The sequence below is a fragment of the Mycobacterium sp. genome, assembly GCF_052144515.1.
Taxonomy (GTDB): Bacteria; Actinomycetota; Actinomycetes; order Mycobacteriales; family Mycobacteriaceae; genus Mycobacterium.
The window spans coordinates 25529-41272 of sequence record NZ_JBKQQD010000305.1 but is presented as its reverse complement, the minus strand read 5'-3'; the positions used below and the strand labels follow the sequence as shown (position 1 = coordinate 41272).

General features: G+C 62.3%; 19 protein-coding genes and 1 pseudogene. 13 read left to right on the top strand and 7 right to left on the bottom strand.

Going from position 1 to position 15744, the window contains the following annotated elements; all coding sequences use genetic code 11:
• Together ACLP9N_RS20810 and ACLP9N_RS20805 are read left to right on the top strand one after the other, a co-directional pair.
• Nucleotides 1-132, top strand: a pseudogene (locus ACLP9N_RS20810) (amidohydrolase family protein); the annotation flags it as partial.
• 11 nt (nt 133-143) lie between these two features.
• The gene (locus ACLP9N_RS20805; protein WP_442409189.1) at nt 144-1418 is read left to right on the top strand and encodes a cytochrome P450; all 1275 of its coding nucleotides are present in this window, start codon (nt 144-146) and stop codon (nt 1416-1418) included.
• Between the two features lie 69 nt (nt 1419-1487).
• On the opposite strand, the gene ACLP9N_RS20800 is transcribed toward ACLP9N_RS20805, so the two are convergent.
• Together ACLP9N_RS20800 and ACLP9N_RS20795 are read right to left on the bottom strand one after the other, a co-directional pair.
• A complete protein-coding gene (locus ACLP9N_RS20800; RefSeq protein WP_442409188.1) occupies nt 1488-2069 on the bottom strand; it encodes a TetR/AcrR family transcriptional regulator in 582 nt (193 codons plus the stop codon).
• A gap of 192 nt (nt 2070-2261) precedes the next feature.
• Nucleotides 2262-2510 (bottom strand): hypothetical protein, encoded by a 249-nt coding sequence (locus tag ACLP9N_RS20795; RefSeq protein WP_442409193.1) that lies wholly within the window; start codon nt 2508-2510, stop codon nt 2262-2264.
• Between ACLP9N_RS20795 and ACLP9N_RS20790 the strand changes: the two genes are divergently transcribed.
• The 3 genes from ACLP9N_RS20790 to ACLP9N_RS20780 all read left to right on the top strand — a co-directional run bounded on the left by ACLP9N_RS20790 (nt 2401) and on the right by ACLP9N_RS20780 (nt 4599).
• Nucleotides 2401-2718, top strand: a complete 318-nt coding sequence (locus ACLP9N_RS20790) for a PASTA domain-containing protein (protein ID WP_442409192.1) — start codon at nt 2401-2403, stop codon at nt 2716-2718. The genes ACLP9N_RS20795 and ACLP9N_RS20790 overlap by 110 nt on opposite strands.
• An 85-nt stretch (nt 2719-2803) precedes the next feature.
• Nucleotides 2804-2995, top strand: coding sequence for a DUF3761 domain-containing protein (locus ACLP9N_RS20785; protein ID WP_442409187.1), 192 nt, complete (start codon nt 2804-2806; stop codon nt 2993-2995).
• Between the two features lie 992 nt (nt 2996-3987).
• Nucleotides 3988-4599, top strand: a complete 612-nt coding sequence (locus tag ACLP9N_RS20780) for a PPE family protein (protein WP_442409186.1) — start codon at nt 3988-3990, stop codon at nt 4597-4599.
• Between the two features lie 33 nt (nt 4600-4632).
• Here the strand turns inward: ACLP9N_RS20780 and ACLP9N_RS20775 are convergent, their stop codons facing one another.
• The 3 genes from ACLP9N_RS20775 to glnA all read right to left on the bottom strand — a co-directional run bounded on the left by ACLP9N_RS20775 (nt 4633) and on the right by glnA (nt 6816).
• Nucleotides 4633-4785, bottom strand: a complete 153-nt coding sequence (locus ACLP9N_RS20775; RefSeq protein WP_442409185.1) for a hypothetical protein — start codon at nt 4783-4785, stop codon at nt 4633-4635.
• A complete protein-coding gene (locus ACLP9N_RS20770) occupies nt 4782-5012 on the bottom strand; it encodes a hypothetical protein (protein ID WP_442409184.1) in 231 nt (76 codons plus the stop codon). Before ACLP9N_RS20770 ends, ACLP9N_RS20775 begins: the two co-directional genes overlap by 4 nt.
• A gap of 367 nt (nt 5013-5379) precedes the next feature.
• Entirely contained in the window at nt 5380-6816 is a 1437-nt protein-coding gene (glnA, locus tag ACLP9N_RS20765) for a type I glutamate--ammonia ligase (protein WP_442409183.1), read from the bottom strand.
• Between the two features lie 558 nt (nt 6817-7374).
• Here glnA and ACLP9N_RS20760 point away from each other — a divergent pair.
• The gene (locus ACLP9N_RS20760; RefSeq protein ID WP_442409182.1) at nt 7375-9135 is read left to right on the top strand and encodes an NAD-binding protein; all 1761 of its coding nucleotides are present in this window, start codon (nt 7375-7377) and stop codon (nt 9133-9135) included.
• Between the two features lie 34 nt (nt 9136-9169).
• On the opposite strand, the gene ACLP9N_RS20755 is transcribed toward ACLP9N_RS20760, so the two are convergent.
• Nucleotides 9170-9676 carry an N-acetylmuramoyl-L-alanine amidase gene (locus ACLP9N_RS20755; RefSeq protein WP_442409181.1) on the bottom strand — a complete coding sequence of 169 codons (507 nt, stop codon included), beginning with the start codon at nt 9674-9676 and terminating at the stop codon, nt 9170-9172.
• A 109-nt stretch (nt 9677-9785) separates the two neighbouring features.
• On the opposite strand from ACLP9N_RS20755, the gene ACLP9N_RS20750 reads away from it, so the two are divergent.
• From ACLP9N_RS20750 to ACLP9N_RS20740, 3 genes are all read left to right on the top strand, one after another.
• Nucleotides 9786-9959, top strand: a complete 174-nt coding sequence (locus tag ACLP9N_RS20750; protein WP_442409180.1) for a hypothetical protein — start codon at nt 9786-9788, stop codon at nt 9957-9959.
• Between the two features lie 147 nt (nt 9960-10106).
• Nucleotides 10107-10490, top strand: a complete 384-nt coding sequence (locus tag ACLP9N_RS20745; RefSeq protein WP_442409179.1) for a DUF732 domain-containing protein — start codon at nt 10107-10109, stop codon at nt 10488-10490.
• Nucleotides 10491-11060: 570 nt separating this feature from the next.
• A complete protein-coding gene (locus tag ACLP9N_RS20740) occupies nt 11061-11282 on the top strand; it encodes a hypothetical protein (protein ID WP_442409178.1) in 222 nt (73 codons plus the stop codon).
• A gap of 43 nt (nt 11283-11325) precedes the next feature.
• Here the strand turns inward: ACLP9N_RS20740 and ACLP9N_RS20735 are convergent, their stop codons facing one another.
• Complete coding sequence (locus ACLP9N_RS20735; protein ID WP_442409177.1) at nt 11326-12246, bottom strand: LysR family transcriptional regulator; 921 nt, start codon at nt 12244-12246, stop codon at nt 11326-11328.
• A gap of 123 nt (nt 12247-12369) precedes the next feature.
• On the opposite strand from ACLP9N_RS20735, the gene ACLP9N_RS20730 reads away from it, so the two are divergent.
• Genes ACLP9N_RS20730 through ACLP9N_RS20715 form a run of 4 tightly spaced genes read left to right on the top strand, consistent with a single transcriptional unit; the run spans nt 12370 to nt 15684 of the window.
• A complete protein-coding gene (locus ACLP9N_RS20730) occupies nt 12370-13665 on the top strand; it encodes an aromatic ring-hydroxylating oxygenase subunit alpha (RefSeq protein WP_442409176.1) in 1296 nt (431 codons plus the stop codon).
• Entirely contained in the window at nt 13662-13985 is a 324-nt protein-coding gene (locus tag ACLP9N_RS20725; protein ID WP_442409175.1) for a hypothetical protein, read from the top strand. The genes ACLP9N_RS20730 and ACLP9N_RS20725 overlap by 4 nt, the downstream gene beginning before the upstream one ends.
• Before the next feature lie 5 nt (nt 13986-13990).
• Nucleotides 13991-14821, top strand: coding sequence for a TauD/TfdA dioxygenase family protein (locus ACLP9N_RS20720; protein WP_442409191.1), 831 nt, complete (start codon nt 13991-13993; stop codon nt 14819-14821).
• Entirely contained in the window at nt 14818-15684 is an 867-nt protein-coding gene (locus tag ACLP9N_RS20715) for a TIGR03619 family F420-dependent LLM class oxidoreductase (protein WP_442409174.1), read from the top strand. The genes ACLP9N_RS20720 and ACLP9N_RS20715 overlap by 4 nt, the downstream gene beginning before the upstream one ends.
• Nucleotides 15685-15744: the final 60 nt, after the last annotated feature.

Sequence of the window (15744 nt, the reverse complement as noted above, 5' to 3'; positions counted from 1 at the left end):
TATCCGCATTCGGATTCCAACTGGCCGCACACCCGCAAGTTGCTCGCTGAGCACCTTGCCGATGTGCCGGACGACGAGGCCCGAAAGATCGTCGAGCTCAATGCCCGCACGCTGTATCGGTTTTGGGACTAAGGCGCCCGCTGGTGGGAGACACAATGAGGGCGGCTGGATCCGATTTTATGTTCGACCCGTTCAAGCCCGGACCACGAGACCAGCTGCCTGAGGTACTCGCCGAACTGCGGGAGCGATTTCCGGTCTACCGCACCGACTCTGACATCTGGGTGGTGTCGCGGTTCGACGATGTCAAGGCAGTGCAGTCGAATCCGCAGCGGTTTTCGTCGCGACCCAATCCCTACGAGGGATCCGCGCCGCCCGACGAGGAGATGAAACCGGAGGTAGTCGAACGACTGCTTGCGCTGGCCGCGGGCATCCCGGTGGACATGGCCGAGATGGCCTCCGCGAAGACCATCGCCGCAGCCGACCCGCCCCAGCACACTCGGATGCGCCGCATCGTCAGCAGGGGATTCATACCGCCGCGCATCAAAGAGATGGCAACCGCAATCGAGGAGATCGTCGAACGTTGTTTGGCCGGAATCGAAGACCAGCCCGCCTTCGACGTGGTGGAGCACCTCGCCGTCCCGTTGCCCGTCGAAATGATCTGCCACATCCTCGGCATCGACCGCAGCCATTACAGCCAGGCGAAGCGTTGGTCGGATGCGTTCGCCGCCGCAGCGGGTGCGGCGTTCAGCAGCCCCGCTGAGCGAAACGAGTTGATGTTGGCAACGATCAAAGAGTTCAGCACCTATTTCGTTCCACTCATCGAGGCACGTCGCGCCGAACCCAAGGGCGATCTAGTCAGCGCGATGGTCGCCGCGATCGACAACGAGTCGCTGACCAACGTCGAAACGTTGATGGTGGCCATCACCATCATGGTCGCCGGCAACGAGACCACGACAAATCTCATCGGTAACACCGTGGTCGAACTGCTGGCCAACCCCGACCAGCTCAAGCTGTTGCTCGACGATCCTGCACTGCTGCCCAACGCCGTCGACGAAGCCAATCGATTGACCTGCCCGATCCAATTCGCCTTTCGCGAGGCGACCGAAGACAACGAGATCGCGGACACGCCAATCCCCAAGGGCGCCATCATCGCGTTGCACATGGCCGCGGCCAACCGCGATCCGCGCCGCTTCGATGACCCCGACCGATTCCTCATCAACCGGCCACCTGGCAAGAACCTGGCATTCGGGCACGGCATCCACTTCTGTCTGGGCGCCCACCTCGCCGGTCAGGAGGTGCGCGCGGCGATCGGCGGGTTACTTCCATACCTCGACCGGCTCGAGATAGCCGGAGAGCTGGAGCGCAACCCGACTGCGCTGCTGAACGGCTGGCAAAAGGTCGAGCTTGCGTGGATCTAGGGAATTATCCCCGCCCGTGGCGGTTCGGTGCGTCTGAGCGGCGCTCAGGGTCGGCCCCGCTCTAACTGGTCAGTTGGCCAGTGCCCGCATAGCAGTGGCCACGATGGCGTCGGCGTCGGCCGGCGTTAATCCGCCGTGCCCGGTCGCCCGCCGGTACATCGCCGGCCCGAAGATGAGATCCAGCGCCACCTCGGGGTCGAGGTTCGGATTCAGTTCACCGCGCGCCACTCCGCGATCCCAGATCGTCCTCACGGCTGCTCGGCGGACGTTCACCTGGTGTGTTCGTATCCGCTCGCGTTCAGTTGGGTAAAATTGCGACTCGCCGACGAGTTGGGCGTAGATCGCGCCGAGTGGGCTGGCATAGAAGCGCATCATGGCGCGCAACGTCAGGCGGAAGTCTTCAGCCGCCGATCCGGTGTCGGGCACGGGCGCGTCGGCCATCATTTGCTGCAGGAACGCGTCGATAGCCACTGCCGTTCTATTCGGCCACCATTTGTAGATGGTCGCCTTGCTGACCCCGCTGCGTGCGGAGATCCGATCGACCGACGCCCTGCGCAGGTCGTCCTCCTGCATGAGTTCCATGGCGGCTTTCAGGACGGCGTTGCGGTGTTCCTCGCTGCGCGGTCGACCGGGCGCTCGGTTTGGGTTCATTGCTCCAGTTTCCTACGCGGCATTGGTACAAAGGTAATTACCAAACGTCTCGCTGTGAGTACGCCCGTATGAGTTGCCACGGGCCAAACGGGACGTGCAGCATGCTGACGTGCAATTGCTGACCATCCTCCGGCGCGTCGCCCCGAAAAACGTAGCCCGTCGAGAAACTTCTGGCCCAGCGGTGGCGATTCTTCAAGGGAGAACTAGAAAGCCCGCTGTGATATGCCCGGCGACCGTGGATCGAAAAATCGCCCAATTCGGCGCTGCCGTATGCACGGTTGTGCTGACAGTGGCTTCTTGCGGAGCCAACACATCGAGTTCGCCCTCCACGGTGACGGTCACAAAGTCGGCGCCCAGCGTCCCGTCATGGACCGCCAACGCCCCGTCGTCGGTCGCTAGCGCGCCGTCAAGCGCGATCGCGGTTGCGTCGGGTCCAATCACCATTCCAGACTTGACAGGGCAGAACGCGAAGATTGCCGAAGATAAGCTAGAAGCTCTCGGACTTACAAACGTTGAGCTTGCTTCTGCGACGTCGAAGTACCAAAACGTGTTTTTGCCAGCGAATTGGACAGTTGTCGGTATCGAGCCAGCTCCTGGTACGACGGTCAACGCTGGCGATACCGTGGTGGTCAAAGTAACCAAACCTTGACTACGGCCAAGGCTCGGTTGTCCGTCTGCATGCTTGCTGACATGTAGCTTAGCGAAAGCCGTTGACTCCCAACGCAATTTTTCGGATGAGTGTCCGATGTCTATTGCTCCGCGGCCACACTGGCCGCGATCCAACAAGGATGCCATATCCACAAAAGGGCGGCCCACAGCCGCCCAACGCCACTGCACAATGTGCAGATGGAAGCTGGTCGTTCAGTGAGCACCCATACGCCAGTGGCACATGCCACGGCCACGGCGGCGTGCAGCGGTACTTGTAGTCCAGTGATACGAAGCACGCAATCGCCACGGTGGCGGCGTGGGGAGCACTGTTCTTCGAGGCTGGGACCGCCCATGCGGACAATACCGACGACGCCTTCCTGAAAGTGCTTGCACGCCAAGGGCTTGATTGTCGGGCGGTGTATTCGACCTGCCCAAATGGGCCAAACGATCTCATTCAGCTTGGTCATGCCAGGGTCGTTCGTCCAGTTTCCTACCCGTCGTTGGTACAAAGGTAATTACTAAACGTCTCGCTGTGAGTACGCCCCTTTGAGTTGCCACGGGCCAAACGGGACGTGCAACATGCTGACGTGCGATTGCTCACCAACCTCAAGCGCGTCGGACCCGAAACCCTCAGGCGCCGAATAACCTCCAGGAGACGCCACCACGGCAGAACCGCCAACACCGGAACAACAATGAACCACGCCGTACTCGACGAGCTCCGCGTCGAGTACTCGGCGCCATGCCCATGTTGTCGCGCCAACACCGGCCAACCATGCCAACCTGGCTGCTCCATCGCCGCAATCCAAGCCAAACTAGCCGCCAGGTGGCTGTAGGTCCCGGTGTGACTCATCATGGCTGCTGTCGGCGGGGAGCGGCGGGTCACCATCTCGGTGGACCCCACGGGGGGTGTTCACCGCCAGCAAGCACCGATGACAGCGGGTCGGATCGTTCCTATTGTCCTGGGTGCCTCACTGCCTACTGCGATCGAAGGAGCGGTTTGTCTGCGGGACGTAGCTCTGGACGCGCCTTTCATGTTCATCCGTTTTACCGATAGGCCGAGACCTGTTGGGAGCGCAGCGGTGTCGTATGTGGTGGCGGTCCCGGAGATGCTGCGGCGGCGGGGGATGTGGCGGGCATCGGTTCGGCGCTGAGCGCGGACGGGAAAGGTGGATTGGTCTGCTGTCACGAGGTCCGTCGGCATGGAGGCCGGCAGATCATGGCTACCCATAACGAAAGCGATTGAGTAGCGCCTCGAAGGGAAGGATTGTGGATGAGCTACCCACTGTTGCCTCCGGAGGTCAATTCGGTACTCATGCATGCCGGTGCGGGGTCGGGGCCGATGCTCGCGGCTGCAACGGCCTGGTATGGGTTGGCCAACGAACTGCGGACGGCGGCGTCCTCGTTTGCGTCGGTGACCTCAGGCCTATCGGGTCAGGGCGGGCCGTGGCAGGGTCCTTCGGCGGCGGCGATGGCGGCCGTGGCCGCGCCGTATAGAGCGTGGCTCAGCACCGCGGCCAGCCACTCCGAGCAGGCCGCCTCCCAAGCTACGGCGGTGGCGGCCGCTTACGAGGCGGCGCACGCCGCCGTAGTGCCCCCGGAGCTGGTATCGATCAATCGGGCTGTGGCCGCCGCGCTGGCAAATACGAATTTCCTTGGGCTGAACTCCCCTGCGATCGCGCAAAAGGAGGCCGAGTATGCCGAGATGTGGGCCCAGGATGTGACCGCGATGGGCGGCTATCACGCCGGCGCCTCGGCGGCCTGGTCCCAATTGGCACCCATCCAGCAGCTGCTGCAGTGTCTGTGCCATCCGGGTAAGCCGGCACCCGTACTGCCCAAGGCACCGGTGCCCTTGAAACCGCCCCGCGCCCCTTCGGGGTCGTAGTAAGCCCTCACGTCGTCTATTTGTAGGCGCGCCCTAGGTCCCGCCCGGGCGCCGTCGCTGTGCGGCGACCTGTGCCTCCTGGCCGGCGAGGGCGGCTGCCGCGATTCGGGTCGGAGTGCTAAGGGCCGTGGTGGCCGCAACGCTGACCGGAAGCGCGATCGCGACCAGCTCGGCCGCATTGATCATGCGTCAGTGATCACCACCGTGGACACCGACGGGAGCAGGCAACGACAGGGCCGCTGCGCTGAGCGAGCCCGGGGTGTCGCCTTGTTGGCGCGCGAATCGGTACGCCCGGAGCCGGCGTTGCCGATATGCGTATACGACAGGCCGTGGCGCTGCGCGAGCGCTTGCGTCAGGTCACGCGCCTCCCACATCGCCCTAGGGATGCCGCGCTCTCCCGGTGTTGATGCCATCAACACCGTTGGCGATTCCTCAGGTCATTTCGCGTCGTTTCGCGTGCTTTCGCGTACCGAATCTGAGCATTTACGCAGGTCAAGTCGATTTATGCGCCGAGTTCGATTCCCGGCAGCTCTAGTGGCGGGCAGCCCAATGTCGAGGCGTTCGCGAGAACAAAACCGCAGGTAACGAGCGGGACTGAATCGGAACGAGAGGGAGTGAACCTGCAGGTCAGGTGGTATTTCCGCAGGTAGGGACTGGGGTTCGAATCCCCTTAGCTCCACCCGAATAACTACGGCTCACTGCCTAAGCCCTGCCGCGTACCCGCTGCGTACCCAGGAACCGTAATAACGGCGTCCATGTAGGTCAGGCTGGTTTGCTGATCTATACGTCGTAGTAGAGCGCGAACTCGTACGGGGTCACCCGGAGGTTGAACGGCGCAAGCTCATAGTTGCGCTTGTAGCTGATCCACGTCTCGATCAAGTCGGGCGTGAACACGCCTCCCTCGGTGAGGTATTCGCTGTCTTCCTCCAGACGGTCGATCACCGCGGACAGCTGGGTAGGCGCCTGGACGATTTCCGCGGCCTCTTCTGGCGGCAGCTCGTAGAGGTCCTTATCGACCGGGGGAGGCGGTTCGATTTTGTTCTTGATGCCGTCCAGTCCGGCCATCAACATGGCGGAGAACGCCAGATATGGGTTGCCCGACGAGTCGGGACATCGGAACTCCAGCCGCTTGGCCCCCGGATTGTTGCCGGTGATCGGGATACGCACGCAGGCCGAGCGGTTGCGCTGGCTGTAGACCAGGTTGATCGGTGCCTCGTAGCCGGGAACCAGGCGCTTGTAGGAGTTGACCGTGGGGTTGGTGAACGCCAGCAACGAGGGCGCGTGGTACAGCAGGCCGCCGATGTAGTGGCGCGCGGTGTCCGAGAGGCCGGCGTACCCCGTCGCGTCGTACATCAGCGGGACGCCGTCCTTCCACAGCGACTGGTGGCAGTGCATACCGGAGCCGTTGTCGCCGAACAGCGGCTTGGGCATGAACGTCACCGTCTTGCCGTCCTGCCAGGCGGTTTGCTTGACGATGTATTTGTACATCTGAAGGTCGTCGGCCGCGTGCAGCAGCGTGTTGAACTTGTAGTTGATCTCGGTCTGGCCCCCGCTGCCCACTTCGTGGTGGCCCTTCTCCAGAGAAAAGCCGGCGTTGGTCAGGTTGGTGAGAATCCTGTCGCGCAGGTCGACGTAGTGGTCGGTGGGGGCGACCGGGAAGTAGCCGCCCTTGGGGCGGACCTTGTAGCCGAGGTTGGGGCTGCCGTCGGGCTCGTTGTCTACTCCGGTGTTCCACCACCCCGATGTCGCGTCCACCTTGTAGAACGAGCTGTTGATTTGCGAGTCGAACTTCACCGAGTCGAAGATGTAGAACTCGGCCTCTGGGCCGAAGTAGGCGGCGTCCGCAATGCCGGAGCTGATCAGGTAGTTTTCAGCCTTGCGGGCGACGTTACGCGGGTCGCGCGAGTACAACTCGAGGGTGATCGGGTCGTGCACGAAGAAGTTCACATTCAGCGTCTTGGCTTCGCGGAATGGGTCGAGGGTCGCCGTTTCCGGATCGGGAAGCAGCAGCATGTCGGACTCGTGGATCGATTGGAACCCGCGGATCGAGGAACCGTCGAATGCCAAGCCTTCCTCGAACACATTCTCGTCGAAGACGTAAATGGGAATTGTGAAGTGCTGCATGGTGCCCGGCAGGTCGCAGAAGCGGACGTCGACATACTCAACGTTCTCGTCCTTGGCGAGTTTGAAGATATCGTCGGGCGTCGTGTCGGACACAGAATGCTCCTTTTGCTCGGTTATCCGCGGCTGACGGCGAACCCCAGCCCGCCACACTCCTGTTGGTGGCGCCAGCGGCAATCATGCCAACCCCCGTATCCGGGACAGCGCCACTGACAACTCACGCCGCGCCACCACAACGCCCCGACAGACCACGCCAGTATTACCACTTTTCACGTGGGTATCACTGGCGCGACGGTTTTTTCTACACCGCAACTATTTCGTCTTCGTGACGACCGCGAGTCGAACCTGTTGCACCCCAAGAAGGCGCGAGTTTGAGTAGGTCGTCGTAGGCGACTCCGCTTGCGGGACATCGGTGTTGACCTTCGGCTATCTGGGCTGCTCCGGTGGCACTATCCGGCATAGTGACCCATAGTCATATGAACGGGATATGTCCAAGTGAACGCAGGTGTCAGCGGAGGTGGGAGTATTTATGCCGCACAACCCAAAGCCACGGGGCGAATGATGACGACGGTTTCATCGATTCCCCGGCTTGAGTTAGGTCCGGACCATACCCGGCCTACGGCGCAATCGGGTTCTCCCCAAACGCGCGAGATCATGCATCGCGAAATCATCGTCAGCGGTGACGACGCGCTGTCAAAGACGATCGCCGAGGAGCTCAGGGGCGCCGGCGCGCGGATAATCAAGATCAATACTGCCGCCGATCTACACGGTGCCGGCGTACATCGAGCGCGCGCCGTCGTGTGCGCTGGGCCCAATGACGCGGTAAATCTCGAAATCGCTTTGTTAGCAAGGCAATACAGCCCAAATGTCCGCGTGGTGGCACGTCTGGCCAACGACGTGCTGCGCGAAGCGGTGGCTGACGTTAACGGCCCGGGCGCGATCCTGGACGTCGCCGAGCTCGCGACACCATCCCTCGTCGAGGCGGTTCTGTCGCGTAACGCGCACCAGTTCGACACGGCCGGTATCGAATTCGTTGTGTGGGGAGCCGAGGCGCCGTACGACGCGACTCTGCGCGAGATCTACGCCGACCTGACACCGGTGGCGGTGGTGCACGGCAAGAATTCACCTGCCCCCGGCGAGGTGGTTGCTTGTCCGGGACGGGATCTGAAGGTCTACGCCGGCGACTGGACCTCGATGATCGGCGTCAAGGACGAATTGGCAGCCCGCGGAATCACAGTGCCTCCCCCGACCGCGACGCGCTCTAGCCACTCCCGGGTGCGAGGCGTAATCGATGCCGCGCGCAGTATGCGCGAGGACCTGAACCCGCTGCTATTTCCCTCGTTGGCATTCGCGCTGTTCCTGACACTCAGCGCGACGGCCGTGGTGCGCTTCACCTACGTGAACCCGCGGATGTCCTGGATCGACGCCCTGTACTTCACCTCAGAGACGATTACGACCGTGGGCTATGGCGATTTCAGCTTCGGCCAACAAGCCCCTTGGCTGCGATTGTTCGCTGTCGGGTTGATGTTCAGCGGCACGATCGTCACCGCGATCCTCGTCGGGTTCATTGCGGACCTGCTGCTGTCGCGCCGCTTCGTCCAATTCGCCGGACTCCGACGGGCACGCCATATGCGCGACCACGTCGTCGTCGTCGGACTGGGTTCAGTCGGGGTCCGCGTTGTGAGTGAGCTGACGGCTGCCGGATACGACGTCCTAGTCATTGAGGACGACGAGAACAACCGCTTCCTGCCGACCTTGGCCGAACTCGACGTGCCGGTGATTTTCGGAGACTCAACGATGCGCCAGACGCTGGAATCAGCACGCGTCGATCGCGCCCGCGGAGTGTCGGTGGTGACCGACAACGACATGGAGAACATCGAGACCGGGATCGTACTGCTGGAAATCTTGGGATCCGACACGAAGGTGCCGATCGTCATGCGCGTTCAAGGCCGCGCGCTGGGCGCCGCGGTGCATCAGCGGTTCGGCTTCGAAAACGTGCGGTCGATCGTCGACCTGGCAGCGCCCTGGTTCATCGGCGCCGCGATGGGCCTGCAGGTGCTGGGGACGTTCTGGGTCGGGCAGCGCTCCTTCATGGTCGGCGCAATGCTCGTGGCGGCGGGCAGCGAGCTGGATGGACTGCGAATGGTGGATTTGTCTACCCAAGCGCGCGTCATCGCGATCACTCGACCGGAAGGGCCGGTCAGCTTACGCCCCCGCCGCGACTCCCGACTGAAAGCCGGCGACACCGCGTACCTCATCGGCCCGTACCGCGAGCTGATCGCGACGCTGCGCAAGGGCCAGCCTCCACCGCTGACCGCGATCGACGGTGGGCGCTCGGCTGCACTGGCCGCGGCGCGTTCGTTGCATAGGCCACAAACGCGCCGGCCAAGATGGGCGCAGGACTCCGAGGCTTGACGAGCACGAGGGTTCCCGGCGGCGCCACTGAAAGTCAATAGCCCGCCTCGATGGCCGCGACTTTTGCAGCGGCGTCGGGTCCGCATATGCGCTGAAGGTCGACTTCGCCGGCGGCGAGCAGATCTTCGACGCGACGCTTGAGGTCGCCGGAGGAGATGTGGGCGTACAGGTTCGCGCCCGGGCATGAGGTTTGGGCCAGATCGCGGTGGCCAGCCAGGGTGTCGGTCGCGATGTGAAAGGTTTGGGTGGCCCAGGCGAACGCGAGAGCGGCCCCGTGGAGTTGAGCTTCCGAGACGACTTCTTGGTCGAAGTCTCCTTCGCAGAGGACCAGGAAATGGCCGGTCGTGTCGTAGTCCGTCGCGGTGTCACCCGCGATCTGCGGCGTGCGTAGTTCGTAGATGTTGCCGTTGCGGTCGATGCCGACGTGATAGGCGATGTCGACCCATCCCCTTTGGTCTTGGTGGTAGCGCTGGTCTTGGCGGAGGCGGCCTGGGGCGTTGCGGTTGTCGCCGAGGACGACGGCCTCGTGGTGCAGGGTCATGCGGGTGATGGTGTGGGACCTCCCACCGGGGCGTGCAGGTCGGGCACCCCAGGCATCGCGGCATAGCAGCAGAGCCGAGGTGGTGTTTGAGGCGGGTGGGAGCGAGGTAATGGTCTCGGCTGGTGCGGTTGTCGTCAGGTTGGCGTTGGTGGGCAACGGCGCGGCAGGACCAGGAGCTGACGACGGCTCCGGGCTGGTTGCGGGAACGGGGGCAGAGCTCACTACGGCTCTGTTTGAGCAGGCGCTGACGGTGGTCGCTAAGCCGACGCTACCGGCCAACTGAAGTAGCTGACGGCGGCTGACAAAACTCGGGCCGTCGTTAGGTCGGTCGGGTCGGCGTGCCTCCATGACGTCACGATAACGATTGCGTCGCAGCGTGCTTTGAACACGTGGGCGGGACAACGGCGTCGATTTGTATGAGAATGAAGCCATGCGAACGCTCGTCGCTCTTGCGATGCTAGCCATCGCAACCAGCTTGGCAGCGCCGGCATACGCCGATCCCAACCCCGACGCGGGCTTCCTGGCAACGCTCGATAAGGCCAGCATCACCTACCACAGCGGACCTGAAGCCGTTGCCGCCGCCAAACAGGTGTGTGACTGGATAAACCAGGGTCAGGCCCGAAGCGATGTCATCAAAACCGTTTCGGCGGGCAATCCAGGATTCACCATGTCCGACGCCGCCGAGTTCACAACCCTCGCGGAGCGTGCTTACTGTCCCCAGCCCCCGGCGCAACCGGCTGCGCAGCAACCGCCGTCTCCGCCGCCATGGTGGACCTGGATTCAGTTTCCACTGCCTACACCGGGCGCTGCCTAGCCAGCACTGGTAGTTCCTTCTCGATAAAGGACGCCCGTCACGGAGGCCGTGACAAATGTTTAATTCGCCACGGCAATTCAATTATGGACAGCTTTCGCGCGTCGAGTGAAATCAGAGCCGGCGAATCCCCCCAACCGCCCCAGTAATCAGAGGAGTAAGGCCATGCACGCCTTCGCGACACCAGGAACCTCGACGACATCAGCACCGCCGCCAAGCCGCCCCGCAGCAACGCGCCGGCCCCGCCGCTGGCGCTGGGTCGGGCTCGCAGTGCGACCGGTCGCCATCGCGGCCACCGTGACGGCGGCAATCGCCGTGGGCGGCGCCGTCAACCGACCGGCGCTGGCACTGTCTGCGCCGATGGGATCGAGCTTGCGCCGGGCATCTCGGTTACCCCCGCACCGGGCTGGACAGTCAGAAACCAGGGTCCGGGCTGGGTGACCCTCCACAACCCCTTCTCCACCGCGGAAATGGAAATCAAGGTCAAACCGTCCAAGGGGACGGACCCCGCCGCAGTGCTGCAAAAATGACATCGCTCACCGGAGCAACGCGTCGACGACGGGTCTGACCAACGTGCGAGACTTGGGCGCGCCCAACGTGATACCCCTGCCGGGCCCAAACTTTCTGCAGCAAGCCTCCGTCAGCTACAACGCTGATGGCTCATCGGTGAGCGGCCTGCTTCCTGTCACCGGCTGGTTTACCGAGCTGCTGAACGCCTCGACCCACCAGTCGGCTTCGTGGTGCTCACGCAAAACGGCGACGCGCCCATTCGAGCAGACGGCGATGCCCAAGTGATGCTCGACTCGTTGCAGTGACGGGCCTCGCGGACCGAACCGTACTAGCTTCGCGCCGAGTTTTCGATGATGATCTCGCACGCCGCCTCGTAAAACGCGCTGATCAAGGTGGAGAACGAGAGCTGAAACGGATGAATCATGTACACGTCGAGCCGCTCGAGACTCCAGCCCGGCAGCACCGGCACGATGCTTCCCTCGCGCAATTCGGTGGTGACGATGATCTGGTTGGGCATCGCGCCGATGCCGAGCCCGCGCAGAATGTACTGCTTGCATACCTGAAAGTTGTTGGCGCGTGCGCGCACGATCGGTGACAGCTCGTATCGTCGCTTCTGTTTCGCGACCACCAACTTCTTGGGTCCGCCGTAGAAGCCGCAATCGATGAACGGCAGAGTGTTCAACTGCGCGGGAACAGTGATCGGCTCCGCCAGTTGGCGCACGAACTCAGGTGATGCGCAGAGAAACATTTCGAGGCTGAACACCTTCCGCGCGATCAGCATCGAATCTTGGAGCGGCCCCGTCCCGAAGACGACATCGAACCCGTCCTTGACCGGGTGAACAACGTTGTCCACGAGCCGGATGTCTAGTCGCGAGTTGGGATAGCGCTGCAGGAACGTGGCGCCGACCCTCGATGCGTAGTCGATGCCGACAAAGACTGGTATGGCAACACGCAGCTCGCCTTGCGGCTCTTGCTTGCTGCCTTCCACCAGTGCCCGAACGCCGTTGGCCTCGGCGAGGATGTTCACACTGTGGCTGTAGATCTTCTCGCCAAGGTCGGTGACCGTGAGCTGATGGGTGTTTTTCCGCAGCAGCTTGATGCCGAGGTCTGCTTCCAGTTTGCTGAGTTTGCGGCTGACGGTTGACTTGGGCATGCCGAGCAGCGTGGCCGCCTTCGAAAGGCTGCGGCACTCGACGACCTTGCCGAATACCAGCAGGGCATCGAGGTCGAACGGCAGGTTTTGTTCCATCGCGGTGTTCCAGAAATGCAACAGGGTGTTGCAATTGAAGGCCTATTTTGCGTATTTGGTCAAGTGTTACGTTCTGCCGGTAAGGGACCGGGGCCTATGAGCAGGAGAGCAGAGGAGGGCCTCATGAGTGTGGATGTCCTGGTGACCAAGCCGGCAAGCGGCCACTGGACCGACGCGTATCCCGAACTGGGCCGCGGCCCGGTGTCACTCGAGGACTGCGTCTCGGAGGAGTTTTACGAAAAGGAACGCGAGCACGTCTTCAAGAAAACCTGGCTCTACGTTGGGCGGGTGGAGCGGGTGCCGCGGTCCGGCAGCTACTTCACGCGCGAACTGAAGTTCCTGAACACGTCGATCATCATCGTGCGTGGTAAGGACTATGTGATCCGCGCCTTCCACAACATCTGTCCCCACCGCGGCAACAAAATGCTGTGGAGTGACGATCCATTCGAGGAGGTGCAGGGCCGGGCGCCGGTGCTCTACTGCCGTTTCCACGGCTGGCGCTACAACCTGGATGGCTCGCTGCACGCACCCACCCGCAAGGATTTGCTGCTCGACTTCGATGCCGAGAGTTGCCGCGTGCCCGCCATTCAATGTGAAGTATGGGAAGGCTTCATCTTCATAAACCTCAACCCGGACAACAGCGAGCCGTTGCGCTCGTATCTGGGTGAGCTTGCCCATGGCATCGAGGGCTATCCCTTTGCCGGTCCGCATCAGGTGTACCGCTTCAAGGCGGAGCTGCAGTGCAACTGGAAAATCTTCGTTGACGGTTTCGCGGAGAGCTATCACGGGCCGTATCTGCACGCATCCTCGTTCGGCGCCCTCACCGCAGAGGCCAGAGATGCGTTCGACCAGCCCAATCCGTTTACAGACGCGTTGGCGTACCAGCTCAAAGGACCGCATCGCATGTTCTCCTTCGCCGGAGAACCGTCGCGTAAGACGCCGTATTCCAAGCCGATTGAGTGCGTGATGGAGGCGAGTGCGGCCGGCCCGTGGAACAAGCGCACCGACCGCGGTGCGATTCCGGGGGGGCTCAATCCCACGCGCTCGGAGAAATACGGGTTCGACTCGTTCCAGTTCTTTCCCAACTTTGTGCTGATTTTTGGCTCATCCGGTTTCAGCACGCACACGCATTGGCCGACAGGCCCGCACTCACACATCTTCGAAGCCGAGATGTTCTATCAGCCACCCAAGACACACAAGGAGCGGCTGGGCCAAGAGCTGACGGTGACGTTCCTCAACGACATCATTCTTGAAGACGCCAGCCCGTCTGAAGGGTTACAGGCAATGCTGAACAGTGGCGCACTCACGCATTTCACGATGAATGACGAGGAGATCCTGCTGCGTCATCTGCACAAGGTGGTGGGCGACTACGTAGAGGCCGGCGAGAAGGCCCACCTCATATCGGAGGCAGGTCGATGAACGCGCTGCTGCCTCAAGAGTTTTCACAACTCGAGCATCTGGTCGCCGAGTGGGCGATCGAGGACGGGCACGAGCGCTACATCAAGCGCGTGAACAGTTCTATGACCCAAATACAGGCGTTTTACGACGAGTTGTTCCCCCACGCCGAGGAAGCGGTCGCCTATATCGACAAGTTCGACTACTCCGAACCGCTGCCTGAGGACGTCGCGAACCTACGCAATCTGCTGTACTCGTTGATCACAGTCTCGTTGGCGGTTGAACTGTGGAAGCAGCCGAGGGTAAAGCATTCGGCGAACACCATCCTGACGCGATTGAGCTGATGGGCATGGGGATTCGGTCACGGCAACTCGAAATCGTCGACTGCACAACGGTAATCGGCAGCCAGATCAGAACGGATCTCGACACACTGCTGAGCGGAAGCGAAGCCGGGAGTATCCGCGCCACGCTCGAGCAACGCGGAGTGATCTTCTTTCGCGGCCTCCAGATCAGCGACGAGGAGCAGGTCGCGATCGCCAGGACGCTCGGTGACATCGTGCAGAACGAGGGGGAGGGCGGTATCTACAAGATCTCCCTCGACGAGAACGTAAATCAGCGAGCCAAATACCTGAGGGGCTCGCTGTTCTGGCATTTTGACGGGTCGTTGCAGCCCTATCCGAATCTCGCGACCCTGCTGCGGGCCATGAAGCTATCGGACACCGGGGGACAGACTGAGTTCTGCAACACCTATGCGGCGTATGAGGATTTGCCGGATGCTGACAAGGAGGCAATCGCCGATCTTCGGGTCGTCCATAGTGCGGAGCGCTCGCAGTACTACGTGACTCCGGAGATGAGCTACGACGAGATCACCTTTTGGCAGAAATCCCGGACCAAGTCATGCCCAATGGTGTGGACGCACCAGTCCGGGCGCAAGTCCCTGCTACTCGGCGCCACAGCGGACTACGTGATCGGACTACCGGTCGAGGAGAGCCGTGCACTGCTTGCGCGCCTTCGTGATTGGGCGACCCAGCCGAAGTACGTCTATCGACACGAGTGGCAACTCGGCGACCTGCTCATCTGGGACAACACCGGCACCATGCACCGGGCGCTACCGTATGCCGTTGATAGCGGACGTCTCATGCACCGCACAGTCCTCGCCGGAGAAGAGCCCCTGAATTGAAACTTGGCATTGCGACGCCTGTCGTCACCAACGTCGCCGGCGCTGCGTTGACGTGGGAGAAGAACGCGACGATCGAAGACATTGGCCGAGTCGCCGAGACGGCAGACAGGCTTGGCTACCACCACCTCACCTGCAGCGAACATATCGGCGTCCCTTCCGCCGAGGCACCGCGGCGCGGCTCCCGGTACTGGGACCCTCTCGCCACGTTGGGCTATATCTCAGCCCGCACTCAGCGGATCCGACTCGCCACCATGACCCTGGTGCTTGGTTATCATCACCCCCTCGCCATTGTAAAGCGGTATGGCACACTGGATCACGTCAGCGGCGGCAGGGTGATATTGGGCGTCGGTGTTGGCAGCCTGAAGGAAGAGTTCGATCTTCTCGGCGCGCCGTTCGACGATCGTGGCGCTCGTGGCGATGACGCCCTGAGGGCGCTGCGGGCAGCATTGCCGAGCAACGAGCCGGCCTATGAGGGCGAGTACTACTCGTTTGGCGGGCTTACCGTCGACCCCTGTGCTCTGCAGCCGCACATGCCGATTTGGATCGGCGGTCGTACCCAGCGGTCGTTACGTCGCGCGCTCACACTCGCCGAAGGCTGGTGTCCCTTCAACGTGTCTGCTGCCACCGCTGCCGAGTGGTTGCAGGCGCGGGAGGTGCCCGACGGGTTTGAGGTCGTCCTGCCCGCTGATCGAGCCCTCGACCCGGTGGGCGAGCCGGCGTTGACTCAGGAAACGCTAAGGACCATGGCAGCGGCGGGCGCCACCATCTTGTCTGCGCGTTTCGTCCATCGCTCACTTGAGCACTATCTCGAGCAGATCCACGCGCTCGCTGAGCTGCAGGGGAGTGATATCAGCCAGCAATAACGAGGTGGCCAGGTTTCGCTGGGCCCACGGGTGATGATACTGCAGTATGTTTTCGCTGGG

What these genes read in the sequence shown, in the direction of transcription:
- ACLP9N_RS20800 (WP_442409188.1), bottom strand. Translation starts at nt 2,069, where the DNA reads ATGAACCCAAACCGAGCGCCCGGTCGACCGCGCAGCGAGGAACACCGC.
- ACLP9N_RS20785 (WP_442409187.1), top strand. Translation starts at nt 2,804, where the DNA reads ATGAGTGTCCGATGTCTATTGCTCCGCGGCCACACTGGCCGCGATCCA.
- ACLP9N_RS20780 (WP_442409186.1), top strand. Translation starts at nt 3,988, where the DNA reads ATGAGCTACCCACTGTTGCCTCCGGAGGTCAATTCGGTACTCATGCAT.
- ACLP9N_RS20775 (WP_442409185.1), bottom strand. Translation starts at nt 4,785, where the DNA reads ATGATCAATGCGGCCGAGCTGGTCGCGATCGCGCTTCCGGTCAGCGTT.
- ACLP9N_RS20770 (WP_442409184.1), bottom strand. Translation starts at nt 5,012, where the DNA reads ATGGCATCAACACCGGGAGAGCGCGGCATCCCTAGGGCGATGTGGGAG.
- ACLP9N_RS20760 (WP_442409182.1), top strand. Translation starts at nt 7,375, where the DNA reads ATGCATCGCGAAATCATCGTCAGCGGTGACGACGCGCTGTCAAAGACG.
- ACLP9N_RS20755 (WP_442409181.1), bottom strand. Translation starts at nt 9,676, where the DNA reads ATGACCCTGCACCACGAGGCCGTCGTCCTCGGCGACAACCGCAACGCC.
- ACLP9N_RS20750 (WP_442409180.1), top strand. Translation starts at nt 9,786, where the DNA reads ATGGTCTCGGCTGGTGCGGTTGTCGTCAGGTTGGCGTTGGTGGGCAAC.
- ACLP9N_RS20745 (WP_442409179.1), top strand. Translation starts at nt 10,107, where the DNA reads ATGCGAACGCTCGTCGCTCTTGCGATGCTAGCCATCGCAACCAGCTTG.
- ACLP9N_RS20735 (WP_442409177.1), bottom strand. Translation starts at nt 12,246, where the DNA reads ATGGAACAAAACCTGCCGTTCGACCTCGATGCCCTGCTGGTATTCGGC.
- ACLP9N_RS20730 (WP_442409176.1), top strand. Translation starts at nt 12,370, where the DNA reads ATGAGTGTGGATGTCCTGGTGACCAAGCCGGCAAGCGGCCACTGGACC.
- ACLP9N_RS20725 (WP_442409175.1), top strand. Translation starts at nt 13,662, where the DNA reads ATGAACGCGCTGCTGCCTCAAGAGTTTTCACAACTCGAGCATCTGGTC.
- ACLP9N_RS20720 (WP_442409191.1), top strand. Translation starts at nt 13,991, where the DNA reads ATGGGGATTCGGTCACGGCAACTCGAAATCGTCGACTGCACAACGGTA.